General features: G+C 66.0%; 16 protein-coding genes. 8 read left to right on the top strand and 8 right to left on the bottom strand.

The window, feature by feature from the left end; translation table 11 throughout:
• On the bottom strand, positions 1 to 1185 hold the full coding sequence (locus ACSLGO_RS07090; RefSeq protein ID WP_436400742.1) for an acyl-CoA dehydrogenase family protein: 1185 nt from the start codon (positions 1183 to 1185) through the stop codon (positions 1 to 3).
• Positions 1186 to 1194: 9 nt separating this feature from the next.
• Entirely contained in the window at positions 1195 to 1971 is a 777-nt protein-coding gene (locus ACSLGO_RS07085; protein WP_091608322.1) for an SDR family NAD(P)-dependent oxidoreductase, read from the bottom strand.
• A 155-nt stretch (positions 1972 to 2126) separates the two neighbouring features.
• Here ACSLGO_RS07085 and ACSLGO_RS07080 point away from each other — a divergent pair, with 155 nt between their 5' ends.
• A complete protein-coding gene (locus tag ACSLGO_RS07080; RefSeq protein ID WP_377956145.1) occupies positions 2127 to 3245 on the top strand; it encodes a glycoside hydrolase family 76 protein in 1119 nt (372 codons plus the stop codon).
• A gap of 10 nt (positions 3246 to 3255) precedes the next feature.
• Here the strand turns inward: ACSLGO_RS07080 and ACSLGO_RS07075 are convergent, their stop codons facing one another.
• Both ACSLGO_RS07075 and ACSLGO_RS07070 read right to left on the bottom strand, forming a co-directional pair.
• Positions 3256 to 4134 (bottom strand): class II glutamine amidotransferase, encoded by an 879-nt coding sequence (locus ACSLGO_RS07075; RefSeq protein ID WP_386887812.1) that lies wholly within the window; start codon positions 4132 to 4134, stop codon positions 3256 to 3258.
• A 9-nt stretch (positions 4135 to 4143) separates the two neighbouring features.
• The gene (locus ACSLGO_RS07070) at positions 4144 to 4737 is read right to left on the bottom strand and encodes a YdeI/OmpD-associated family protein (protein ID WP_325786719.1); all 594 of its coding nucleotides are present in this window, start codon (positions 4735 to 4737) and stop codon (positions 4144 to 4146) included.
• A gap of 116 nt (positions 4738 to 4853) precedes the next feature.
• On the opposite strand from ACSLGO_RS07070, the gene ACSLGO_RS07065 reads away from it, so the two are divergent.
• Complete coding sequence (locus ACSLGO_RS07065; protein ID WP_055239793.1) at positions 4854 to 5393, top strand: NUDIX hydrolase family protein; 540 nt, start codon at positions 4854 to 4856, stop codon at positions 5391 to 5393.
• Between the two features lie 54 nt (positions 5394 to 5447).
• Positions 5448 to 6320 (top strand): DUF6707 family protein, encoded by an 873-nt coding sequence (locus ACSLGO_RS07060; RefSeq protein WP_325786720.1) that lies wholly within the window; start codon positions 5448 to 5450, stop codon positions 6318 to 6320.
• On the opposite strand, the gene ACSLGO_RS07055 is transcribed toward ACSLGO_RS07060, so the two are convergent.
• Positions 6317 to 7345, bottom strand: coding sequence for an FUSC family protein (locus ACSLGO_RS07055; protein WP_325786721.1), 1029 nt, complete (start codon positions 7343 to 7345; stop codon positions 6317 to 6319). The genes ACSLGO_RS07060 and ACSLGO_RS07055 overlap by 4 nt on opposite strands.
• 206 nt (positions 7346 to 7551) lie before the next feature.
• Here ACSLGO_RS07055 and tgt point away from each other — a divergent pair, with 206 nt between their 5' ends.
• Positions 7552 to 8817: a tRNA guanosine(34) transglycosylase Tgt gene (gene tgt, locus ACSLGO_RS07050; protein ID WP_436400739.1), complete on the top strand. Its 1266-nt coding sequence runs from the start codon at positions 7552 to 7554 to the stop codon at positions 8815 to 8817.
• A 101-nt stretch (positions 8818 to 8918) separates the two neighbouring features.
• Here the strand turns inward: tgt and ACSLGO_RS07045 are convergent, their stop codons facing one another.
• On the bottom strand, positions 8919 to 9659 hold the full coding sequence (locus tag ACSLGO_RS07045; protein ID WP_091608335.1) for a queuosine precursor transporter: 741 nt from the start codon (positions 9657 to 9659) through the stop codon (positions 8919 to 8921).
• Between the two features lie 187 nt (positions 9660 to 9846).
• On the opposite strand from ACSLGO_RS07045, the gene ACSLGO_RS07040 reads away from it, so the two are divergent.
• From ACSLGO_RS07040 to ACSLGO_RS07025, 4 genes are all read left to right on the top strand, one after another.
• On the top strand, positions 9847 to 10527 hold the full coding sequence (locus tag ACSLGO_RS07040; RefSeq protein WP_152275059.1) for a TetR/AcrR family transcriptional regulator: 681 nt from the start codon (positions 9847 to 9849) through the stop codon (positions 10525 to 10527).
• The gene (locus ACSLGO_RS07035; protein WP_263128146.1) at positions 10520 to 11002 is read left to right on the top strand and encodes a hypothetical protein; all 483 of its coding nucleotides are present in this window, start codon (positions 10520 to 10522) and stop codon (positions 11000 to 11002) included. Before ACSLGO_RS07040 ends, ACSLGO_RS07035 begins: the two co-directional genes overlap by 8 nt.
• Positions 11003 to 11063: 61 nt before the next feature.
• Positions 11064 to 11891, top strand: a complete 828-nt coding sequence (thiD, locus tag ACSLGO_RS07030; protein ID WP_436400737.1) for a bifunctional hydroxymethylpyrimidine kinase/phosphomethylpyrimidine kinase — start codon at positions 11064 to 11066, stop codon at positions 11889 to 11891.
• Positions 11892 to 12324: 433 nt separating this feature from the next.
• Entirely contained in the window at positions 12325 to 15918 is a 3594-nt protein-coding gene (locus ACSLGO_RS07025) for a S8 family serine peptidase (RefSeq protein ID WP_436400735.1), read from the top strand.
• A 72-nt stretch (positions 15919 to 15990) separates the two neighbouring features.
• Here ACSLGO_RS07025 and ACSLGO_RS07020 read toward each other — a convergent pair whose 3' ends face one another.
• Both ACSLGO_RS07020 and ACSLGO_RS07015 read right to left on the bottom strand, forming a co-directional pair.
• On the bottom strand, positions 15991 to 16632 hold the full coding sequence (locus tag ACSLGO_RS07020) for a cyclase family protein (RefSeq protein ID WP_386887801.1): 642 nt from the start codon (positions 16630 to 16632) through the stop codon (positions 15991 to 15993).
• Between the two features lie 7 nt (positions 16633 to 16639).
• Entirely contained in the window at positions 16640 to 18040 is a 1401-nt protein-coding gene (locus ACSLGO_RS07015; RefSeq protein WP_386887799.1) for a purine-cytosine permease family protein, read from the bottom strand.
• Positions 18041 to 18083 lie beyond the last annotated feature (43 nt).

The raw sequence follows: 18083 nt of genomic DNA, 5'->3' as shown, positions 1-18083 counted from the left end.
TCAGCGCAGCGCCGAAACCCCGGTGATCTCCCGCCCGGCAATGAGCGAATTGATCTCATACGTTCCCTCGTACGTGTAGATCGCTTCGGCATCGGCGAAGATCTTCGCCATCCGGTAGTCGGTGACAATGCCGTTGCCGCCCAGCAAGCTCCGCCCCAGGGAAACGGTTTCCCTCATCAGCGCGCTGGCGTAGGACTTCGCCAGCGCCGCCCGGGCCATGTCTCCGCGGGCCGCGCCGTCGTCCGATACCGCGCCGTATCCGCCCTGTTCCAGATCACTGACGCGCGCAAGCATCCCCGTGGATGCCACAACGTTGCCCTGCATCCGGACCAGCTGCTGCTGCACCAGCTGGAAGGAAGCCAGCGGGCGCCCGAACTGGCGGCGTTCGACGGCGTAGGCGCGGGCGACGTCGAACGCGGCCAGCTGCTGGCCCACGGCCTGCCAGCCGACCATGATCCGGGAACCGCGCAGCAGGTGCTTGGTATCGTCGAAGCTTTCGATCCCGGCGAGCCGGTCCGCTTCCGGAACGCGAACATCCGTCAGTTCAATGTCCGCGTTCTGCACGGTCCGCAGCGCAGTCTTGTTCTCGATCCGGGTGCGTTTGATCCCGGGCAGCGAGGCATCCAGCAGGAAACCCCTGACCTTACCCGTTTCCGGTTCGCGGGCCCAGAACAGCATCCAGTCGCAGAAGGTGCCGTTGCCGATCCAGCGCTTGGTTCCGTTCAGGACCCACGTGTCGCCGTCGCGCACGGCCGTAGTGGCCATTCCGCCCGCGACGTCGGATCCGTGGTCCGGCTCGGTGAGGGCGAACGCGCCGGTGATCTTCAACGACTGCGCATCAGCCAGGAGCCTTTCTTTCTGCTCTTCGGATCCGAAGGCATGCAGTCCCTCCACGAACAGGTCATGGTGCACCATGAAGAACGTAGCAATGGACGTATCCGCCCGGGTCATCTCGGCAATGACCAAGCCGGCGAACAGCGGGCTGTAGCCGCGCTGCACCGGCGTGGACAGGCCGAGCGACGCCAGCCCGGGGAGCAGTTCCACCGGGAACCGCGCGTCGTCCCACCAGCCGCCGGCGTACGGAAGCACTTCGGCAGCCAGGAAGGATCGCAGTTCAGCGAGTTTGGCTTGTTCCTCGGGATTGAGCAGTTGTTCGAAGTTGAAAAAGTCGGCGTCGGGGAGCATCGGCACGCCTTATTTCGGTCCCATCCGAATCGCTCCGTCAAGCCGGATGGTTTCTCCGTTCAGCATCGGATTTCCAATAATGTGACCCACCAGCGAGGCGTACTCGTCCGGCCGGCCGAGCCGGGAGGGGTGTGGGATCTGCGCGGCGAGCGAATCCTGGGCGTCCTGCGGCAGTCCGGCCACCATCGGCGTCTCGAAGATTCCGGGAGCGATCGTCACCACGCGGATCAGGTGACGGGCCAGTTCCCGCGCCAGTGGAAGGGTCATCGCTGCCACTCCGCCCTTCGAAGCAGAGTAGGCAGGCTGCCCGATCTGCCCGTCAAAGGCCGCTACCGAGGCCGTGTTGACGATGACACCGCGCTCGGAAGTTCCGCCGTCGTCAGTCACCGGCTCGGTTTCCGCCATCGCCGCCGCGGCGAGCCTGGTCACGTTGAAGGTGCCCACCAGGTTGACCTGGATGACCCGGTTGAAGTCCTCCAGCGGCAGGACCCCGCTGCGACCCAGGACCTTGCCCGGGGTGCCGATCCCGGCGCAGTTCACGGCTACCCGCAGCGGGGCCGCGGCCATGGCCGCTTCCACCGCGCCCTGCATCTGCTCCGGATCGGTCACGTCTCCCGGCACGAAATGGGCGTTGTCCCCGAGTTCACCGGCGTAGGCGAGGCCGCCGGAGGACGGCAGGTCAACCAGGACCACTTCCGCTCCGGCGTCGATGAGCCGGCGGGCCGTGGCCCGCCCGAGCCCGGAAGCTGCTCCCGTGACAATGGCCGAAGCACCGGATAGCTGCATGTGGTTCCTCCTGGGTCAGGACTGTTTGGGGTGCGCCGGGGCGCGTGCGGTCCCACGAGCCTACTGTGACTGAGGGCACACCGCATCCCTTCGGAGCCCGGTTCCGCCGCGCGGGAACGGTGACGCTGCGGTTGCCCCGGACTATGGTGGGTCGCATGCCCGAAGCACAGACAGTCCGCCATGCCGAACTGCGTTCGGACACCGCAGCCCATTCGGTAACGGCCGCTTTCGGCGGCACGTTCCTGGGTTTGCCGGGTACTCACCTGGGCGCTGTCCGCGCACCCCAGCCGCTGCCCCGCGGCATTGGGCCGTGGCACTACTGGTGGCAGGCACACTACGTGGACGTACTCGTGGACACGGGCCTGCGTAGCCGGGCACCGGTAGCCGGGCAGGATCCGATCGTGCTGGCCGAACAGGTGATCCGAACCATCCGGATCCGCAACGGAGGAAAGTTCACGAATTCGTACTTCGACGACATGGCATGGCTCGCCCTGGCCGCCCTGCGCCTGGACACCCTGCCCGGCCCGCCGCGCGGCAACAAGGCCCGGCACCAGGGCCTGCGTGACTCACTGGGACGGGCCCTGCGTGCGGGCCATACCGCGGACCTCGGCGGCGGACTCTGGTGGAACCGGGCACGGAACTTCAAGAACACCCCCGCTACTGCCCCCGCAGCCCTGTACTTCGCGCGCACCGGAGAACGGGACCGGGCCCAGGACCTCGTGGACTGGCTCAATGCTCAGCTGCTAGACCCCGAAACCGGGCTCTACTTCGACGGCGTGCGCAGGAAAGGCGACGGCACGGTGCTCGAGCGGGCGCACTTCACGTACAACCAGGGGCCGGTGCTGGGAGCGCTGCTCGAACTGGGCGGCGAGCCGAACCTGCGGCGGGCCGCAGAGCTAATCCGCGCAACTTCCCTGCACCTGGTGAACGACGGCGGCACCGGGCCGCTGCTGCGCACGCACGGCAGCGGCGACGGCGGGCTGTTCACCGGGATCCTGTGCCGCTACCTGGCCGAGGCAGCTGCGGCCCCCACCCTGGACTCCGGGTCCCGCCGGACGGCGGGAGCACTGGTCACCGAACTGGCGGACCGGCTATGGAAAGGCCGTGCGGTCCGGAACAACCTGGCGGTGTTCCCGTCCGACCCCCGCAGCACCGCAGATGAGGGGTATCCCCCGGGCAGCGGCGTCGAGCTTTCAACCCAGCTCCAGGCGTGGATGGTGCTGGAGGCGGCCCTGCGCGTAGTGCGGCTGGAGGCCGGTCCGCAGGAAGGCTGAGCCGCGCGTCCTAGGTACCAGCGGCCTTGAGCGGATGCTGCGACGCCGCCGTATGCGGATCCAGGTCCGCGAGGGTCAGCAGGTGCTGGGGATGCTGTGGAAGCGGAAAGGACCGTTCCGTGTTCAGGTTCCGGTCCACCCGGAGGATCTCGCCCGAGTCCATCATGCGCCAGTTCGGGTTCTCGTCCATCCGCTCGGTCGCGACCAGCACCGCGGGGATCTTGTTCTGCTCCATCTCGTCACTCTTCACACTGATCCGGGCCGAGTTCTTGCCGCGGTGCGGATCCTCCGAGCCCTCCTGCAGGACGTACAGCGGGTGCGTGTCCGGGTACCGCACCGCCCACAGCTCGGATTCAGTAGTGATGACGAGGTTCACGGCGTAGAGCCTCAGGTTCTCGGCGATCCAGGTGACAGCCTGGGTGAGGGCATCGCCCAGGTCCCCGCCGTTTTCCCGGGCAATGCCCGTGATGAGGGCAAAGACCCGCTCACTGTCCGTCTCGCCCCGGACCAGGTCCAGGACTTCCAGGGAACGCAGCCGGTCATCGAGCACGTCCAGATCCTTCACCACCCCGTTGTGGGCCAGCATCCGGTCATCCTGCAGGAACGGATGGGTGTTCACCAGGGTGTTCCCGCCGGTACTGGCGTACCGCACGTGCGCCACGAACGTGGTGCCCTCCAAGGTCCGGGCCGCAGAGGCGTAGGCGCGGTCCTCGTAGGCCGCCACGGGCGCCTTGTCCAGCACGGGTTTGCCCCCGGGATCGAACACGCCGATCCCGAAACCGTCCGCCATCCGGCGGCTTTGCTCGGCGAGGCTCTCAGGAGCGGTGAGCAGCCAGAACGTGGCATGGACTGGGCCGGGACCTGCGTGCATTCCGAAAAGCCGGCACATGGTGGACTCCTATTCTGGGAACCGCTTCTGCGGATAGAAGGTCTCACGGCGGCTGAGCATGTCCACGAAGCGGGCGATGTTCCGCTCCCGGGCTGCCGCCGTCTTGACCTGCCCCAGCCGGTAGGCCAGGGCGAAGCGGTTCTGCGAACTGAGCACATTGAACATCGCCTGGGCACTCCCGTTGGCGGCAATCGCGTCCAGCAGGTCCTGCGGCACCTCAGCCGTCGCCGGGCCGGCGTATGCCGCATCCCAGCGGCCGTCGGCCTTGGCTGACTCCACGGCGTCCCGCCCGGAGGGGTGCAGCCGCCCGGCGGCTTCGAGCCGGGCGATGTGCCCCACGTTGCGCAGCGACCAGGCACTCCGCGGGCCGCGCCGGGTGTAGCGCTGCAGGTAGGTTTCCTCATCCCGCCGTGCCGCCTGGCCGTCAATCCAGCCGAAGCAGAGGGCCTCATCCAGGGCAGACTGCCGGGTCAGCGCCGTCGTGCTTCCGCCCTGCTTTCCGATCACCAGCCAGACCCCGGCGGAGCGCAGATGGTGCTCGTCCAGCCAGGCCCGCCAGGCGTCCGCGTCCGGGAGCAGCAGCTCCGAAAGCTCGGTCTCCATGCGCCCAATCGTAGGCTTCCGCCGGGCGCCCTGATAGAGCCGGATGCAGTTCAGCCCTTGGCCGAAGCGGAGCGCGCCGTATGACTAGGCGTCCGGCTTTGGGGTAGAACACTGCTATGAACGTTCGCACTCCTGACCCGTATCCCGGCTGGCTTTCGGAAGAGGACCTGCATGAAGCACGGCAGCGTCTTCCCATGGTCTACGTGGAAGCCGTTCCGGTGCGGTGTGACCCGCTGGGGTACGTCACCGAGGTGGGCCTGCTGCTGCAGGCAACTCCCGAGGGCAAGATGGTGCGGACCTTCGTTTCCGGCAGGGTGATGTACCGCGAGACCATCCGTGCCGCCCTGCTGCGCCACCTCGAGAAGGACCTCGGGCCCATGGCGCTGCCGCAGCTGCCGCCCAGCCTCGCGCCGTTCGCCGTCGCGGAGTACTTCCCGTCGCCGTCGCAGACCGGCCTCACTGACGAGCGCCAGCACGCCGTCGCGCTGGCCTACCTGATTCCGGTGACGGGCGAGTGTGATCCGCGGCAGGACGCACTGGAACTGTCCTGGCTCACGCCCGAAGAAGCCCTCAGCCCTGCCATCTATTCCGAATTCTCCGGCGGCCGCGGCGATCTGCTCCGCCAGGCGCTGGCATCAGCGGGCTGGGGCCGGTAGGCGCTAACCTACGTTTGTAAACTGGGGCCGAGGTTCGAGCGCTAAGGAAAAGCCATGTCTATGAGTGTGCCGGATAAGTATGCCTTCCGGGTCAATGCCGAGCTGCTTGTGCCGGGCCAGAAAGTGGTCCTGGACGAGAAGACCCTGGCACCCCTGGCTGCCGTGCACATCGAGGAGGACGACCTGGGGAATCCCGCCCTGGTCATCGCCGACCTGGAGGACGGCGAAACCCTGCGGATTGCCTACGGTGCCGCCGTGCGGGTGGCCGCTCCGGCACCGGAGACAAACGCTGCCGAGGCAGTGCGCAGCATCCCCACGGAGGAAGAGACGTACGCTGCCGTCCTGGCTGCGGCCGAAGCCGCCCACCCGGAGGACCGCGCGGTCAAGGAGCTCGTGACCCGGCTCAGCCGGGGCCTGAATGTCAAGGCAGGAAGCAACCTCCAGGATGTTCGCGACCTCGCCCACACGCTCTACGTGGATCTGGGGGACTCGGAGAACGCCCTGGCTGTCTGTTCCCTGATCACCGGGTTGGGCTTCGACGGCAATTACGGCCGCTGGAACTGGATCCAGGGAGCGCTGGCGCTGGCCGCGCAGATCACCCATGAGTCCGGAGACATCGAGGCTTCGGCGGCGTTTGCCCAGGCAGTCCGGGCGGGCGACGACGCCGAGTCGGATCCGCTCAAGGCCAAGCTTTCCGCCGAGCTGCTGCAGCGCCAGCTGAACGAACCGAACCTCTATGACCGTGAGGTCCAGCGCGCCGCCGAGGCGGGAGACGAGCTCAGCGAACGGGACTGGCGGATCCTGCGCCTGAACACGCTGCTGTACCTGCGCGCCCACGGCGGGTCCCTCACCTATTCCGACGCCGAACTCCAGCGCCGCATCCGCACCGAACTCAGCGCCGTCCGCGGGCTGAACATGGACCTCTAGGCCGCGTTCCGGCCCTTCCTGTCCGTGGCCCGGAGCTGCAGGAGCAGCACGAGTGCCATGCCCACCACGGCTCCGATGACCGTCTCGACTGCCCGGTCCTGGATCAGTGTGGCGGGATTGCTCGCGTGGGCGAGCTCCGTGCTGAGCAGGGCCAGCGGCGTGATGACAACCTGGGCCAGCGCATAGTTCCGGGCAATGAAGAGTTCAGCACCGCACTGCAGCAGTGCGATGACCAGGACAAGCTGCCAGGCCTGCAGGCCCGCAAAGAGGATCACCGCTGTGACTGCGAGTCCGCCAAACGTTCCCAGGATCCGGTAAACACCGCGCTGGATGCGGTGGCGGAAAGTTGCTCCCACCAGCGGAACGGTGGCGGCAACCATGGCCCAGTAGTTGTGCCCGATTCCGAGCGTGGTGGCCACGGTTCCGGCAGCGGCAGCCGCAACAGCGTACAGGCCTCCGTCAGCCCAGATCGCTTTCTGCTTGTCCACGCTGAAGCGCGGCCGCAGGGTCTTGTCCCAAGGTGTCCGGTACCTGGCGGTCAGCATTCCGGAAAGCCCGAGGAGGATGGCGAACACAATGGTGGTTCCCGCTGCCAGCATGCCCTGCCACAGGGGAGGATGAGCAGGAACGGAGGCGATGGCCGCGTAGGCGAAGATGTGGAAAAGGGACCCGGCTGGACGAAGCCGCCAGTATCCGGTGGCCACGGTTCCCAGCCCGGCTACTAGCGTGGTTCCGAGGACGATTCCCCAGGCATCCAGTCCAAGGCGTGAGGAAAGTGCACCGGCCAGGATCACCATGAACATCAGGGCTCCCGCACGCGCCTGGTGCCCAAGCCGCTGGCGGTGCGGTTCGTTGCGTCCGTAGATGCTGGTGAAGGCACCGAAGGCCACGAAGATCGCCAGGTCGATCCTGCCGATAGCCAGCAGTACGGCGAGCGGAACACCGATGCCGACGCCGCAGCGGATCGCCACGCGGTGGTCATTTTGGGCAGGAGCAAGGGCGAGCATTTCGCGCAGGTGGTTCAAGGGGAGCTCAGTGGCCTTTCATGCGTTCACGGTCGGCGGGAGCGCTTCACGTGCCGGAGAGTCCGCCTTTCTCACCATACGCCCGGCGCCTCCGGCTGCCGGAGTTATGTGTGCCGGCTCTCTCGGTTCCCTCCCGCGGGGCGCCGGGACGGGGCACTGCTGCCGGCGCCGGAAGGAGCCCGCTGGATGTAGGGCAAAATGGAGGGGTGTCCAGCTCCGGTTTTTCCTTTGCCCTTGGTAAGCGCCTGCGCGAAACCACTCCCGACTCTGCTTCCCGCGTCAAGGAGAACGGCGGTGAGTTCCAAGGCCGTACCGGTGTCATCAGCACCCCGCACGGCGAGATCCAGACTCCCGCGTTCATCGCCGTCGGTACCAAGGCCACGGTCAAGGCCGTGCTGCCTGAGTCGGTAGCCCAGCTCGGGGCCCAGGCCGTACTGGCCAACGCGTACCACCTGTACCTGCAGCCCGGAGCGGACATCCTTGACGAGGCCGGCGGGTTGGGCAAATTCATGAACTGGCCCGGCCCCACTTTCACCGATTCTGGCGGATTCCAGGTCATGAGCCTGGGCGCGGGGTTCAAGAAGGTCATCAACATGAACGCGGACGGCACCTCGCACGCCACCGGGGCGGACGACGACGTCGCACCCGGCAAGGAGCGCCTGGCCCACATTGACGACGACGGAGTCTGGTTCAAGTCGCACCTCAACGGGGACAAGCACCGCTTCACGCCGGAAATCTCCATGCAGGTGCAGCACCAGCTGGGGGCGGACATCATGTTCGCCTTCGATGAGCTCACCACCCTGCTGAACTCCCGTGCTTACCAGGAGCGTTCGCTTGAACGGACCCGGCTCTGGGCGGAGCGGTGCCTCGTGGAGCACCGCAGGCTCACCGAGGAACGTTCGCACCGGCCCTACCAGGCGCTCTTCGGGGTGCTGCAGGGCGCCCAGTATGAAGACCTGCGCCGCAAGGCATCCCGCGACCTGGGAGCCATGGGCTTCGACGGGTTTGGCATCGGCGGCGCCCTGGAGAAGGAAAACCTGGGCACGATCGTCCGCTGGTGCACCGAGGAACTCCCCGAGGACAGGCCGCGGCACCTGCTGGGCATCTCCGAACCGGACGACATTTTCACCGCCATCGAGAACGGCGCGGACACCTTCGACTGCGTCTCCCCCACCCGTGTGGCCCGCAACTCCGCGTTCTACACCCCGTACGGGCGCAAGAACCTCTCCAACGCCAAGTTCAAGCGGGACTTCGGCCCGCTGGTGGAGGGCTGCGACTGCTACGCCTGCGCCAACTATTCTCGTGCCTACATCCAGCACCTGTTCAAGGCCAATGAGATGGTCAGCCACACGCTGATCTCAATCCACAATGAGCGCTTCACGGTGAAACTGGTCGACGACGCCCGCCTGGCGCTTGAAGACGGCACCTTCTTCGACTTCAAGGACGAGGTCCTGGGCAAGTACTACAGCTAAGTGCCCGCAGGCCGGAGGGTGCCGGCCCGCCGGAGATACCGCCGGCACGGAGAGTGCCGGCGTGCCGGAGAAGCGGCCCGCCGGGGAAGCGGCCCGGCGCCTTATGCCGCTTCGGTTTCCCGCGGCCCGTAGGAAGGCTCGCGCTTCTTGATCGCCTTGATCACCGCTGAGGTGACCGGAACGAACAGGAACTCGACGGCCGTCTTGTAGAGGAATCCGAAGATCACGTAGTTCACGAACTGCCCGCCATCGGTAATGCCGATGACCGGCGCGGCGATGGCACAGAAGATCAGGGTGTCCGCGAATTCGCCCACGCCGGTTGAGGCCATCAGCCGGCCCACCAGCGCGCGCTCCTTGAACCGCGCCTTCATCCGGGTGAGCACCATGGCGTTGAGCAGCTGCCCGGCCAGGAAACCCAGCAGCGATGCCGCGACGATCTGCCATACCGGTCCCAGCGCCGCTTCCAGTGCGGCCTGCTTCTCCACTCCGTAGGCGTCATCGAAGCCGGGAAGCGCGATGATCACGGCGAAGGACAGCACCGCGAAGGCTGCCATGGAAAAGCCCATGTAGATGGCACGGCGGGCGGCCTTGAAACCGTAGACCTCACTGATGACATCTCCCAGGATGTACGCCAGCGGGAAGAGGAAGAAGCCGCCGTCGGTAATGATGCTGAAGTCTCCGAAGACCGGGCCCAGCACCACGCCCTTGGATGCCCCGATGTTGGAAATGATGATCACCACGCACATGAGGGTGAGGATCAGGTCGAAATGCGAGCTGCCCCGGGAGGCGTAGCTGGGGGCCTGGCGTGCCTGGGTGGCAGCGGCCGGGGTTGGTGAAGACATGGCTTTCCCGTTTCGGTGTAGTGGTTCGCCTGGGCTCCCGCCCGGCTGTATTAGCACTTGCCCGCTGTCCCGGGCGGCCCGTGGAGGACCAGCGTCAATTCTGCCACGTTTTCCGCGGCGTCACATTTTTGAACGCGTTCAAAAATGTGCTCTAATAGCGCGGTAGACAACTTGGAACAGGGGACCAATGGCCGCGGGGTCGAAGAGTGAAGCCACCCGGCGGAGGCTGGTTGAAGCCGCCACGAGCCAGTTCCGCACCCTCGGCTTTGAACGGACCACCATGCGCGGCATTGCGGCGGAGGCCGGTGTCTCCGTGGGCAATGCGTACTACTACTTCTCCTCCAAGGACGCGATCGTTGCTGAGCTGTACCGGTCGCTGCAGAACGAGCACCGCTCTGCTGCCCTGCCGCAGCTGCGCGAAGGCCACAACCTCGGCGAGCACCTCCGGGTCATCCTGCAGGCGAACCTTGATGTCTTGGCTCCGTACCACTCCCTGGGCCACCAGTTCCTGAAGACGGCTGCCCTGCCCGTGCCCCCGGGCACACGGACATCCTCCCTCCCGGCGGATGCGGAGCAGGTAGGCCGCGGCAAATCGATCGCGGTCTACCGCCAGGCGGTGCAGGCCGCCAGGCCGCAGCCGCCGCTGGCGGTTCGCGATGACCTGCCTGAACTGCTGTGGCTGGTCCAGATGGGCGTGACCCTGTTCTGGGTCTACGACTCCTCGCCGGGCCAGGCCCGCTCCCGCCGCCTCGTCACGAATACGGCTCCGCTCGTGGCCAAGCTGGTCATCCTCTCGCGCCTACCCGTGGTGCGCAATATCGTGGAAGATGTGGTGAAGCTGCTGCGAGGAGCGCGATCACATGACTGAAAAAGCGGATGACGACGCCGTCTTCCCGGCCGGTGCCGCCACCTCGCCTTCGGGCGCGGGCGCCCCGCTAATGCTCGCCCCGCGCGTAACGTTCGGCCCCACCGCCTTCGTGACCGGTTACGCGATCGCCTGCCTGCTGGTTGCCGCCATCGCCACCGTCGCCATCGGCTGGGGAACCTCGCGGGATTTCTGGGGCTACCTCTGGATCATCGTCATCGCCGCCTTCTACGCCGCCGGCATCGGCCTGGTGACGGCTGCCCCGGTGGGCCTGGCCCTGGGCCTGCTGCTGCGCGGCGTACCCAACCAGTGGCTGCACGTACTCGCCTTCTTCCTGGTCCCCACGGTGCTGGCCTGGGTGGTCATTGGATTTCTTGCCGGTTCGGTTGGCGTCCCCCTGCTGATGGCCCTGGCAATCGGTGTCTCCTCCGCCGTCGGGCGGCTTGCCGTGTGGCGCCTGATGGACGTGCGCTACTAGCCCGGCAGCTGGCAGCGAAACCGGGTGGCGGGCCACGCCGGATTGGGTGGAAGATGGAGCCATGTCTTCAACAACACATCCTCCCGTCACGCTCACGATCGCCGGCTCCGAAGCCACCGGCGGGGCGGGCGCCCAGGCCGACCTCAAGACCTTCCAGGAACTGGGAACCTACGGCATCACGGCCCTGACCTGCATCGTGTCCTTCGATCCGAAGGACAACTGGAACCACCGCTTTGTTCCGGTTGACCCGCAGGTCATTGCGGACCAGCTGGAAGCCATCCAGACGGCCTATGACCTGGGCACCGTGAAGATCGGCATGCTCGGCACCCCGGCCACCATCGACACCGTGGCCAAGGCACTGCAGAGCCAGGACTGGACGAACATCGTGCTGGACCCGGTGCTGATCTGCAAGGGCCAGGAACCCGGCGCCGCCCTGGACACCGACCAGGCGCTGAAGGCACAGATCCTTCCGCTGGCCACCTTTGTCACCCCGAACCACTTCGAATCCATGTCCCTTGCCGGCATGGATGCGATCGAGTCCGTGGAAGACCTGAAGGAAGCAGCCAGGCGCATCTACGAAGCCTCCGGGGCGGTAGTGCTCGCCAAGGGCGGCGTGCGGCTGGAAGGCGAGGACGCCGTCGACGTTTTCTACGACGGTGAAACCATGGAAGTCCTCCGCGCCCCGAAGGTGGGCGACGTAGCCGTCAGCGGTGCCGGCTGCACCCTGGCCGCTGCCATCACCGCCGAACTGGCCAAGGGCGCGAGCCCGCTCGAAGCTGCCCGCACGGCCAAGGCCTTCGTCACCGAAGGCATCCGTAACCGGGTTTCCTCCAACACCCCGTTCGACGCCCTGTGGCAGGGCGGCGCGGCCAGCGGCCCGGCCCTCTAGGGCGCAGTTCGGCGTTCCCCGGAACACGCGAAAGAGCGACCTTTCCTCCGGTCATACGGGGAAAGGCCGCTCTTTTGCTGCCTCAGGAAACACACGTTTTAGGGATTAACTCCCGCCACTTTCCAAACAGCACCGGGTGAGCGTGTCAATACCCCGGGACCGTAATTCAGCGTGTTTCCGCAAACCTTTGAACTGGGCTTTTCCTCCCATAGGGTGTGCCTACGGCTGCAGGCATTTGGGGGCCGAAGGTGCATGCTGACACCCCGAACGGGGGTTGGGGGCACAAAAGGAAAGCTGTCACGTGTGTCAGCAGCCGGTAGGTTTTGGTCAAGGTTTCCTAGTCTCTAGGTCTTCGACTGCATTCTTCCGGTAACGCGCGGCGGAATGTTCAAGGAGCAAAATGAGACGGTCCATTCATCACAGGCCGGGCGCTGTGGCTACTGCCGCAATTGCCGGGCTCGCACTCACGGCAGGCCTTGGCCTACCGGCCCAGGCCACCGAACCCGCCGGCACCGACAACGCTGCCCAGGGATTCGGGGTCCAGAAATTCGCGGAGCAGAAGGTATCCCCGAGCCTGCGCGGCGTTGACGGTGAGGTCTCTGTCTACGTTCAGTTCACCGGTGAGGGCGCCTTCGGCCAGACACAGCCGGACGCCGTCAAGGAAGGCAAACGGGAACCGGTAGTAGACGCGCCCCGCGTGCAGCAGATCCGCTCGGCCATCGAATCGCAGGCCGAGTCCGTGGCCGCGGAAGCGGATGCCGCCACCCTCTACACCACCACCAACAGCCTCCCCGGCGTGGGTATCGTAGGCGATGCCGAGGCCATCAAGGCCCTCGCCGAGCGCGACGACGTCGCGAAGATCACCCGGATCGTCCCCAAGACGATCGACAACAAGGGCGCGGACATTGATACCCGGGCACTCAACACCTGGGTTGAACGCCAGCAGACCGGCGACGGAATCACCATCGCCGTCCTGGATACCGGCATCGACTATACGCACAGTGACTTCGGCGGCCCCGGAACCATCGAGGCATACGAAGCCGCCCAGGCATCCCCGGTCATCCCCGCAGCCGACAGCGGCCTGATCGACGCCACCAAGTTCATTGGCGGCTACGACCTGGTGGGCGACGACTACAACGCGGATCCGTCCGCCCCGAACTACCAGCCGATCCCCAAGCCGGACCTCAACCCGATGGACTGCCAGGGTCACGGAACCCACGTGGCCGGCACCGCCGCCGGTTACGGAACCAACGCGGACGGCAGCACCTTCAAGGGTGATTACTCCTCGCTGACTGCCGAAACCGTCAATGACATGCGGATCGGCCCGGGTTCCGCTCCGGAAGCACAGCTGGTCAGCATCCGCGTCTTCGGCTGCACCGGATCCTCCGAAGTTGTGGGCCAGGCACTGGACTATGTCCTTGACCCGAACGGTGACGGTGACTTCTCCGACCGCGCGCAGGTTGTGAACATGTCCCTGGGTTCGGACTACGCGCCCGTTGATGATCCCGAAAATGACATCGTGGACAAGCTGACCGAACAGGGCATCCTCTCGGTGGTCGCTTCCGGCAACGCCGGCGACGTCTACAACGTTGGCGGCTCCCCCGGCAACGCCAAGTCGTCACTGACCGTGGCGAGTTCCATCGGTTCGCAGATCTCCCTGGACCGCGCAGAGGTCCTGGCCCCGGAGGAGCTGCAAGGCTCGGCCGCCGGTCAGTACTCCGTGAACTTCAACTACTCCGACCCCGCTGTCACTTCCGAGCGGCTCACCGGAGACGTGGTGGCGGCGCCCGCCACCAACGCGTTTGGCTGCAACGCCTTCCCGGCCGGATCCCTGACGGACAAATGGGTCTGGATCCAGTGGGAAGACGAAACGGGAGCGTTCCCCTGTGGTTCCGGCGTCCGGTTCAACAACGCCCAGGCGGCCGGTGCCACCGGCGTCGTCCTGGACTCCCCGCGTGACGTCTTCGACGCCGGCATCGGGGGCAACGCCACCCTGCCCGGCATCCAGCTCAACCGCGAGGCCTCGGACCGCCTGCGTCCCGCAGCCGTGGCCGGTACCCTGACCCTTCAGCTGGACCCGGCCTACATGGGTGCAGCCGCAGGGCCGTCGAACGCCTTGGACACGGTTAGCTCCTTCTCCTCCCGTGGCCTGCACGGCTCCAACGGTGTGGTGAAGCCCGACGTCGCTGCCCCCGGTTCCTCGATCGGTTCGGCAAACGTTGGTTCCGGCAACGGCGCCTCGGTGAGCAGCGGTACCTCCATGGCTACGCCGCACGTTGCCGGCCTTGCCGCCCTGCTCTACGCCGCGACGGACTACACCCCGTATGAGGTCAAGAACACCATCATGAACACGGCAACCCATGACGTGCTGGCCGCCAACGGTGCCGTGCACGGTCCCAACCGGGTTGGTTCCGGACGCGTGGATGTCCTGGATGCCGTGAACTCCAAGGTCATGGCCTACGACTCCGAGGACCAGACGCTCACCAGCGTTAACTTCGGCGTCCTGGAGCTCGGGGCGGATGCCCTGAGCGTCACCCGCAAGGTCACGGTCCAGAACAAATCCGACCGTCCGCGCACCTTTGATGTCAGCTACCTGCCGGCATCGACCATGCCTGGTGTGGAAATCACCACGGCACCGGCCGTGAGCGTTGGCGCCAATGCCAAAGCGACCGTAGATGTGACCCTGGCGATCGCCGATCCCACGGCCCTGGCCAAGACGATCGATCCGGCCGCGGAGGTAGAGCAGCTGGGCCTTCAGCGCCAGTACCTGGCCGATGTCTCCGGACGCGTCCAGCTGGCCAGCGCCGGCATCCCCACCCTGCGCGTGCCCGTCTACTCGGCCCCCAAGCCGACGTCGGACATGACCGCCGGCTCGGAGATCAGCTTTGCTGATGCCGAGGCGCTGGCGGCGGACGTGACCCTCACGGGCCGCGACCTGCTGCAGGGCGGCGACGGCTCAACCTACCAGTCCCTGGTTTCACCGCTGGTGCTGGGTGCCCAGAGTGACAAGCGCGATGATCTGGCCCTTGAATCCATGAACTCGATGGACCTCGCAGCAGTCGGTGCATCCACCACTGTTCCGGCGGTGAAGGCTGACGGCGGCGACGCCCTGGACGGAGTCCTCAACTTCGGTCTCAGCACGTGGGACAACTGGCCCATCCTGGGCGGACATAATGAGGTCAACGTCGAGATCGACACCAACATGGACGGCACGGCGGACTACCTAGTTGCCACCGGACGCGCGGATGACCTGGACCTGGTCCTGGTAAACACCTTCCGCCTGAACCCGGACGGAACGCGCACGCTGGTGGACCAGACCGGTGCCAACGGCCTGCTCGGCAACACGGACACGAACACCTTTGACAGCAACGCCGTGACCCTGCCGGTCAGCGTTGCCGCCCTTGGCCTGGATCCGAACGCCGCTTCGCTGCCGCTGCAGTACAAGGTAGTTACCTGGAGCCTGTACAACGTCAATGACGCGGGGCAGACCGTGCCCGTGGATTCGACGGAGTACATTCCGTTTGACGCCGCCGACCCGGCCCTGTGGTTCTCCGGCGCCTCGCCGGATGCCCTGTTCGCCGACGTCGACGGAGGAAAGCTCACCGTCAACCGCAGCCAGGACACCACCGAAGCCTCGGCACTGTTCCTGCACCTGCACAACGCCACCGGTGACCTCTCCGGCACTGCGGGCCTTGGCGAACGTGCCGAAGTCCTGCCGGTAGTTGTTCCGGAAAAGGTTGTGAACCCGGTCAGCGCTGCCAGCAAATGCAACGCCTTCAAGGCAGAGATCACCGTGACCCTCACCAATAACGGCGACCGCCGCGCGGACATCGACCTGAAGTCCCCGCTCGGTAATGCGAAGGTCATGAAGCTGGAGCCGGGACAAACGACGACGGCGGTCATCAAGTCCCGCCAGCTGTCCGTTGCCGCCGGGGAAGTGAGCGCCCACTACAAGTTCCTCGGTAAGGGCAAGGCTGAAAAGGTCGACTACACCGCGTCCTACGGCGCAGTGAAGTGCAGCCGCTAGTACATTAGCCAGCAAGCACGGAGCGGGCCCGGGAGATTCTCCCGGGCCCGCTCCTGTTACGTGGCCAGTGCGCTAGACCCAGGCAACGGCGCGTACCGGCGCTCCGTCCGCTGCGGCGAGATGTAGGGGAAAGAATCCCACCCGGCAGCGGGAAGGCAGCGCAGCCGCACCACGGACGTTCTCGACGATCAGCCCGTCGGAGCCAAGGACAAGCTCATGGACCGGCAGGCTGAACTCCTGCCCGGGCTGCAGTGTCCGGTCCGGGTTCAGGGTGTCAACCGCCAGCACCCGCATGCCCCGGCTCCACAGCTCTTCCGCCGCAGCCGGGGATAGAACGGGGTGCGACAGGTACTCCCCTGTGCCAAAGAGGCGGTCCCATCCGGTGGCCAGCAGGACTATCCGCGGCACTGTTCCAGGAACCTGGCCGGCCAGGTGGTGCCAGGCGATCTCCGCATCCGCTTCCAGGTGCGGAAGGTGCAGCACCAGGGCTTCGCCCGTCAGTTCCTCCAGCCCAACCTCGCAGGTGGTGCGGCCGCCTTCAATGCTGTGGCAGGGCGCATCGACATGGGTTCCGCTGTGGCTGCCAAGATGCAGGCGCGCCACCTGGGCTCCGTCCGCGCTGATGCTCAATGCACCAGTGATCTCCACCTCCGGGTCACCGGGGAAGACCTGCATTCCGGAGGAAACCATGTGGGTCAGGTCGACGATGGCCAATTCGGGCCTATTCCGCGGCTGCCGGGGCACGGTACGGCAGTCCGTCCCCCTCGGCGGGCTGCAGCCCCGGACCGGCTGCGGTGCGCGCACGTTTTCTGGCTGACACAGCGAAGTAGAGCACAAAGGTCAGCACGAAGGCCGGGATGGTGGCACCCACCGGGCTGGGCCAGATGTAGGTCAGCACGTAGGAAGCGCCGGCCCCCACCAGCCACACCGCGATAGCCGCCCAGTTCACGCCGGCGGTGTACCAGTACGCGCCACCGCTGGGACGAAGAATGTCCCTGCTGTAGCTGCCGCGCCTGATGATGTAGTAGTCCACGATCATGATCGCGAAGACAGGAACAAAGAACGCCCCGATCATGACCAGGAATCCGGTGAACTGGTCCAGGAGCGCCATCCAGGTTGATCCGGCAATGGCGATGGCTCCGACGGCAAGCGAAGTTGGCAGGAAACGGGCCTTCCACCGTACCTGTGCATTCACCACGGAGGTGACCATGCCGTAGACCACCATGGTGTTGGTGGCCATGACGGACATGAAGATCACGATCGCCAGCGGAGTGCCGAAAGCGCTCACAATCACGGTGGGGTCGAAGGACGCAGCCGCATCCCCGGAGAGAATCACGTAGCCGATCGCCGTCGCGCCCAGGACCATGGCCAGCGTCGTCGAGATGGTGTAGCCAACGCCGGATCCAATGATTCCGGCACGGCTGGACCTGGCGAGCCGGTTGAAGTCCGCCGAGAGCACTGTCCAGGAAATGGCCGTGGCAATGACGATGTCCAGCACCATGAAGTTCGTGTACCCAAGCGACTCATCCACCTCGATCCCGCCGAACTCGGCGGGGCTGAAGGTGGTAAAGGCGCTGACGAAGACGTAAACCATGATGGCCAGAATGACTACGGCCAGCCACGGCTCCACTTTGGCAATACCGCCGTGGCCCAGAATGGCAAGGAAAACAACCAGGGTTTGGCAGAGCACTGCGAAGAGCACCGGGCTGGAGAAGCCGGTGAACTGCTCCACTACATAGTTGACCGTCACGCCGGCCAGCATTGCCTGGACCCAGCTCCAGCCCATCAGGATCACTACGTTCGCTGCCACCGGCACCAGGCTTCCCCTGGCACCGAATGCTCCGCGGGTGATGGCCATGGTTGGAAGCCCGGTGCGCGTCCCAATGTTGCCGATCAAGGTCAGGACGACGGCGCCCAGGAGAGTGCCGAGGATAATCATCCACACCGCGGAACCAAAGCTGACACCGGGAACAATCAGGGTGCCCGTGAGCAGGGTTGTCACCACGAAGTTGGCTGCCAGCCAGATCATGCCAATGCGCGGCGCGGACAGGGTGCCGCGCACGGGGCCGGAGCCTTCGTTGCTCTGCTGCAGGTGCCGGTCAAGGCGGCGGTAGAGGTTCATGGGTGTCCTAGGGGGTGCGGGGCCGGGCGGGATTCCACCAATA

Source organism: Arthrobacter sp. IK3, from assembly GCF_051337705.1.
GTDB classification, from domain to species: Bacteria; Actinomycetota; Actinomycetes; order Actinomycetales; family Micrococcaceae; genus Arthrobacter_B; species Arthrobacter_B koreensis.
Note: the sequence above shows the minus strand (reverse complement) of the source record. Positions and strands in the feature narration are given on the sequence as shown.

Coding starts and splice junctions, on each gene's coding strand:
- ACSLGO_RS07035 (WP_263128146.1), top strand. CDS start 10,520: ATGACTGAAAAAGCGGATGACGACGCCGTCTTCCCGGCCGGTGCCGCC.
- thiD (WP_436400737.1), top strand. CDS start 11,064: ATGTCTTCAACAACACATCCTCCCGTCACGCTCACGATCGCCGGCTCC.
- ACSLGO_RS07015 (WP_386887799.1), bottom strand. CDS start 18,040: ATGAACCTCTACCGCCGCCTTGACCGGCACCTGCAGCAGAGCAACGAA.
- ACSLGO_RS07075 (WP_386887812.1), bottom strand. CDS start 4,134: ATGTGCCGGCTTTTCGGAATGCACGCAGGTCCCGGCCCAGTCCATGCC.
- ACSLGO_RS07070 (WP_325786719.1), bottom strand. CDS start 4,737: ATGGAGACCGAGCTTTCGGAGCTGCTGCTCCCGGACGCGGACGCCTGG.
- ACSLGO_RS07080 (WP_377956145.1), top strand. CDS start 2,127: ATGCCCGAAGCACAGACAGTCCGCCATGCCGAACTGCGTTCGGACACC.
- ACSLGO_RS07090 (WP_436400742.1), bottom strand. CDS start 1,185: ATGCTCCCCGACGCCGACTTTTTCAACTTCGAACAACTGCTCAATCCC.
- ACSLGO_RS07045 (WP_091608335.1), bottom strand. CDS start 9,659: ATGTCTTCACCAACCCCGGCCGCTGCCACCCAGGCACGCCAGGCCCCC.
- ACSLGO_RS07060 (WP_325786720.1), top strand. CDS start 5,448: ATGTCTATGAGTGTGCCGGATAAGTATGCCTTCCGGGTCAATGCCGAG.
- ACSLGO_RS07065 (WP_055239793.1), top strand. CDS start 4,854: ATGAACGTTCGCACTCCTGACCCGTATCCCGGCTGGCTTTCGGAAGAG.
- ACSLGO_RS07040 (WP_152275059.1), top strand. CDS start 9,847: ATGGCCGCGGGGTCGAAGAGTGAAGCCACCCGGCGGAGGCTGGTTGAA.
- ACSLGO_RS07085 (WP_091608322.1), bottom strand. CDS start 1,971: ATGCAGCTATCCGGTGCTTCGGCCATTGTCACGGGAGCAGCTTCCGGG.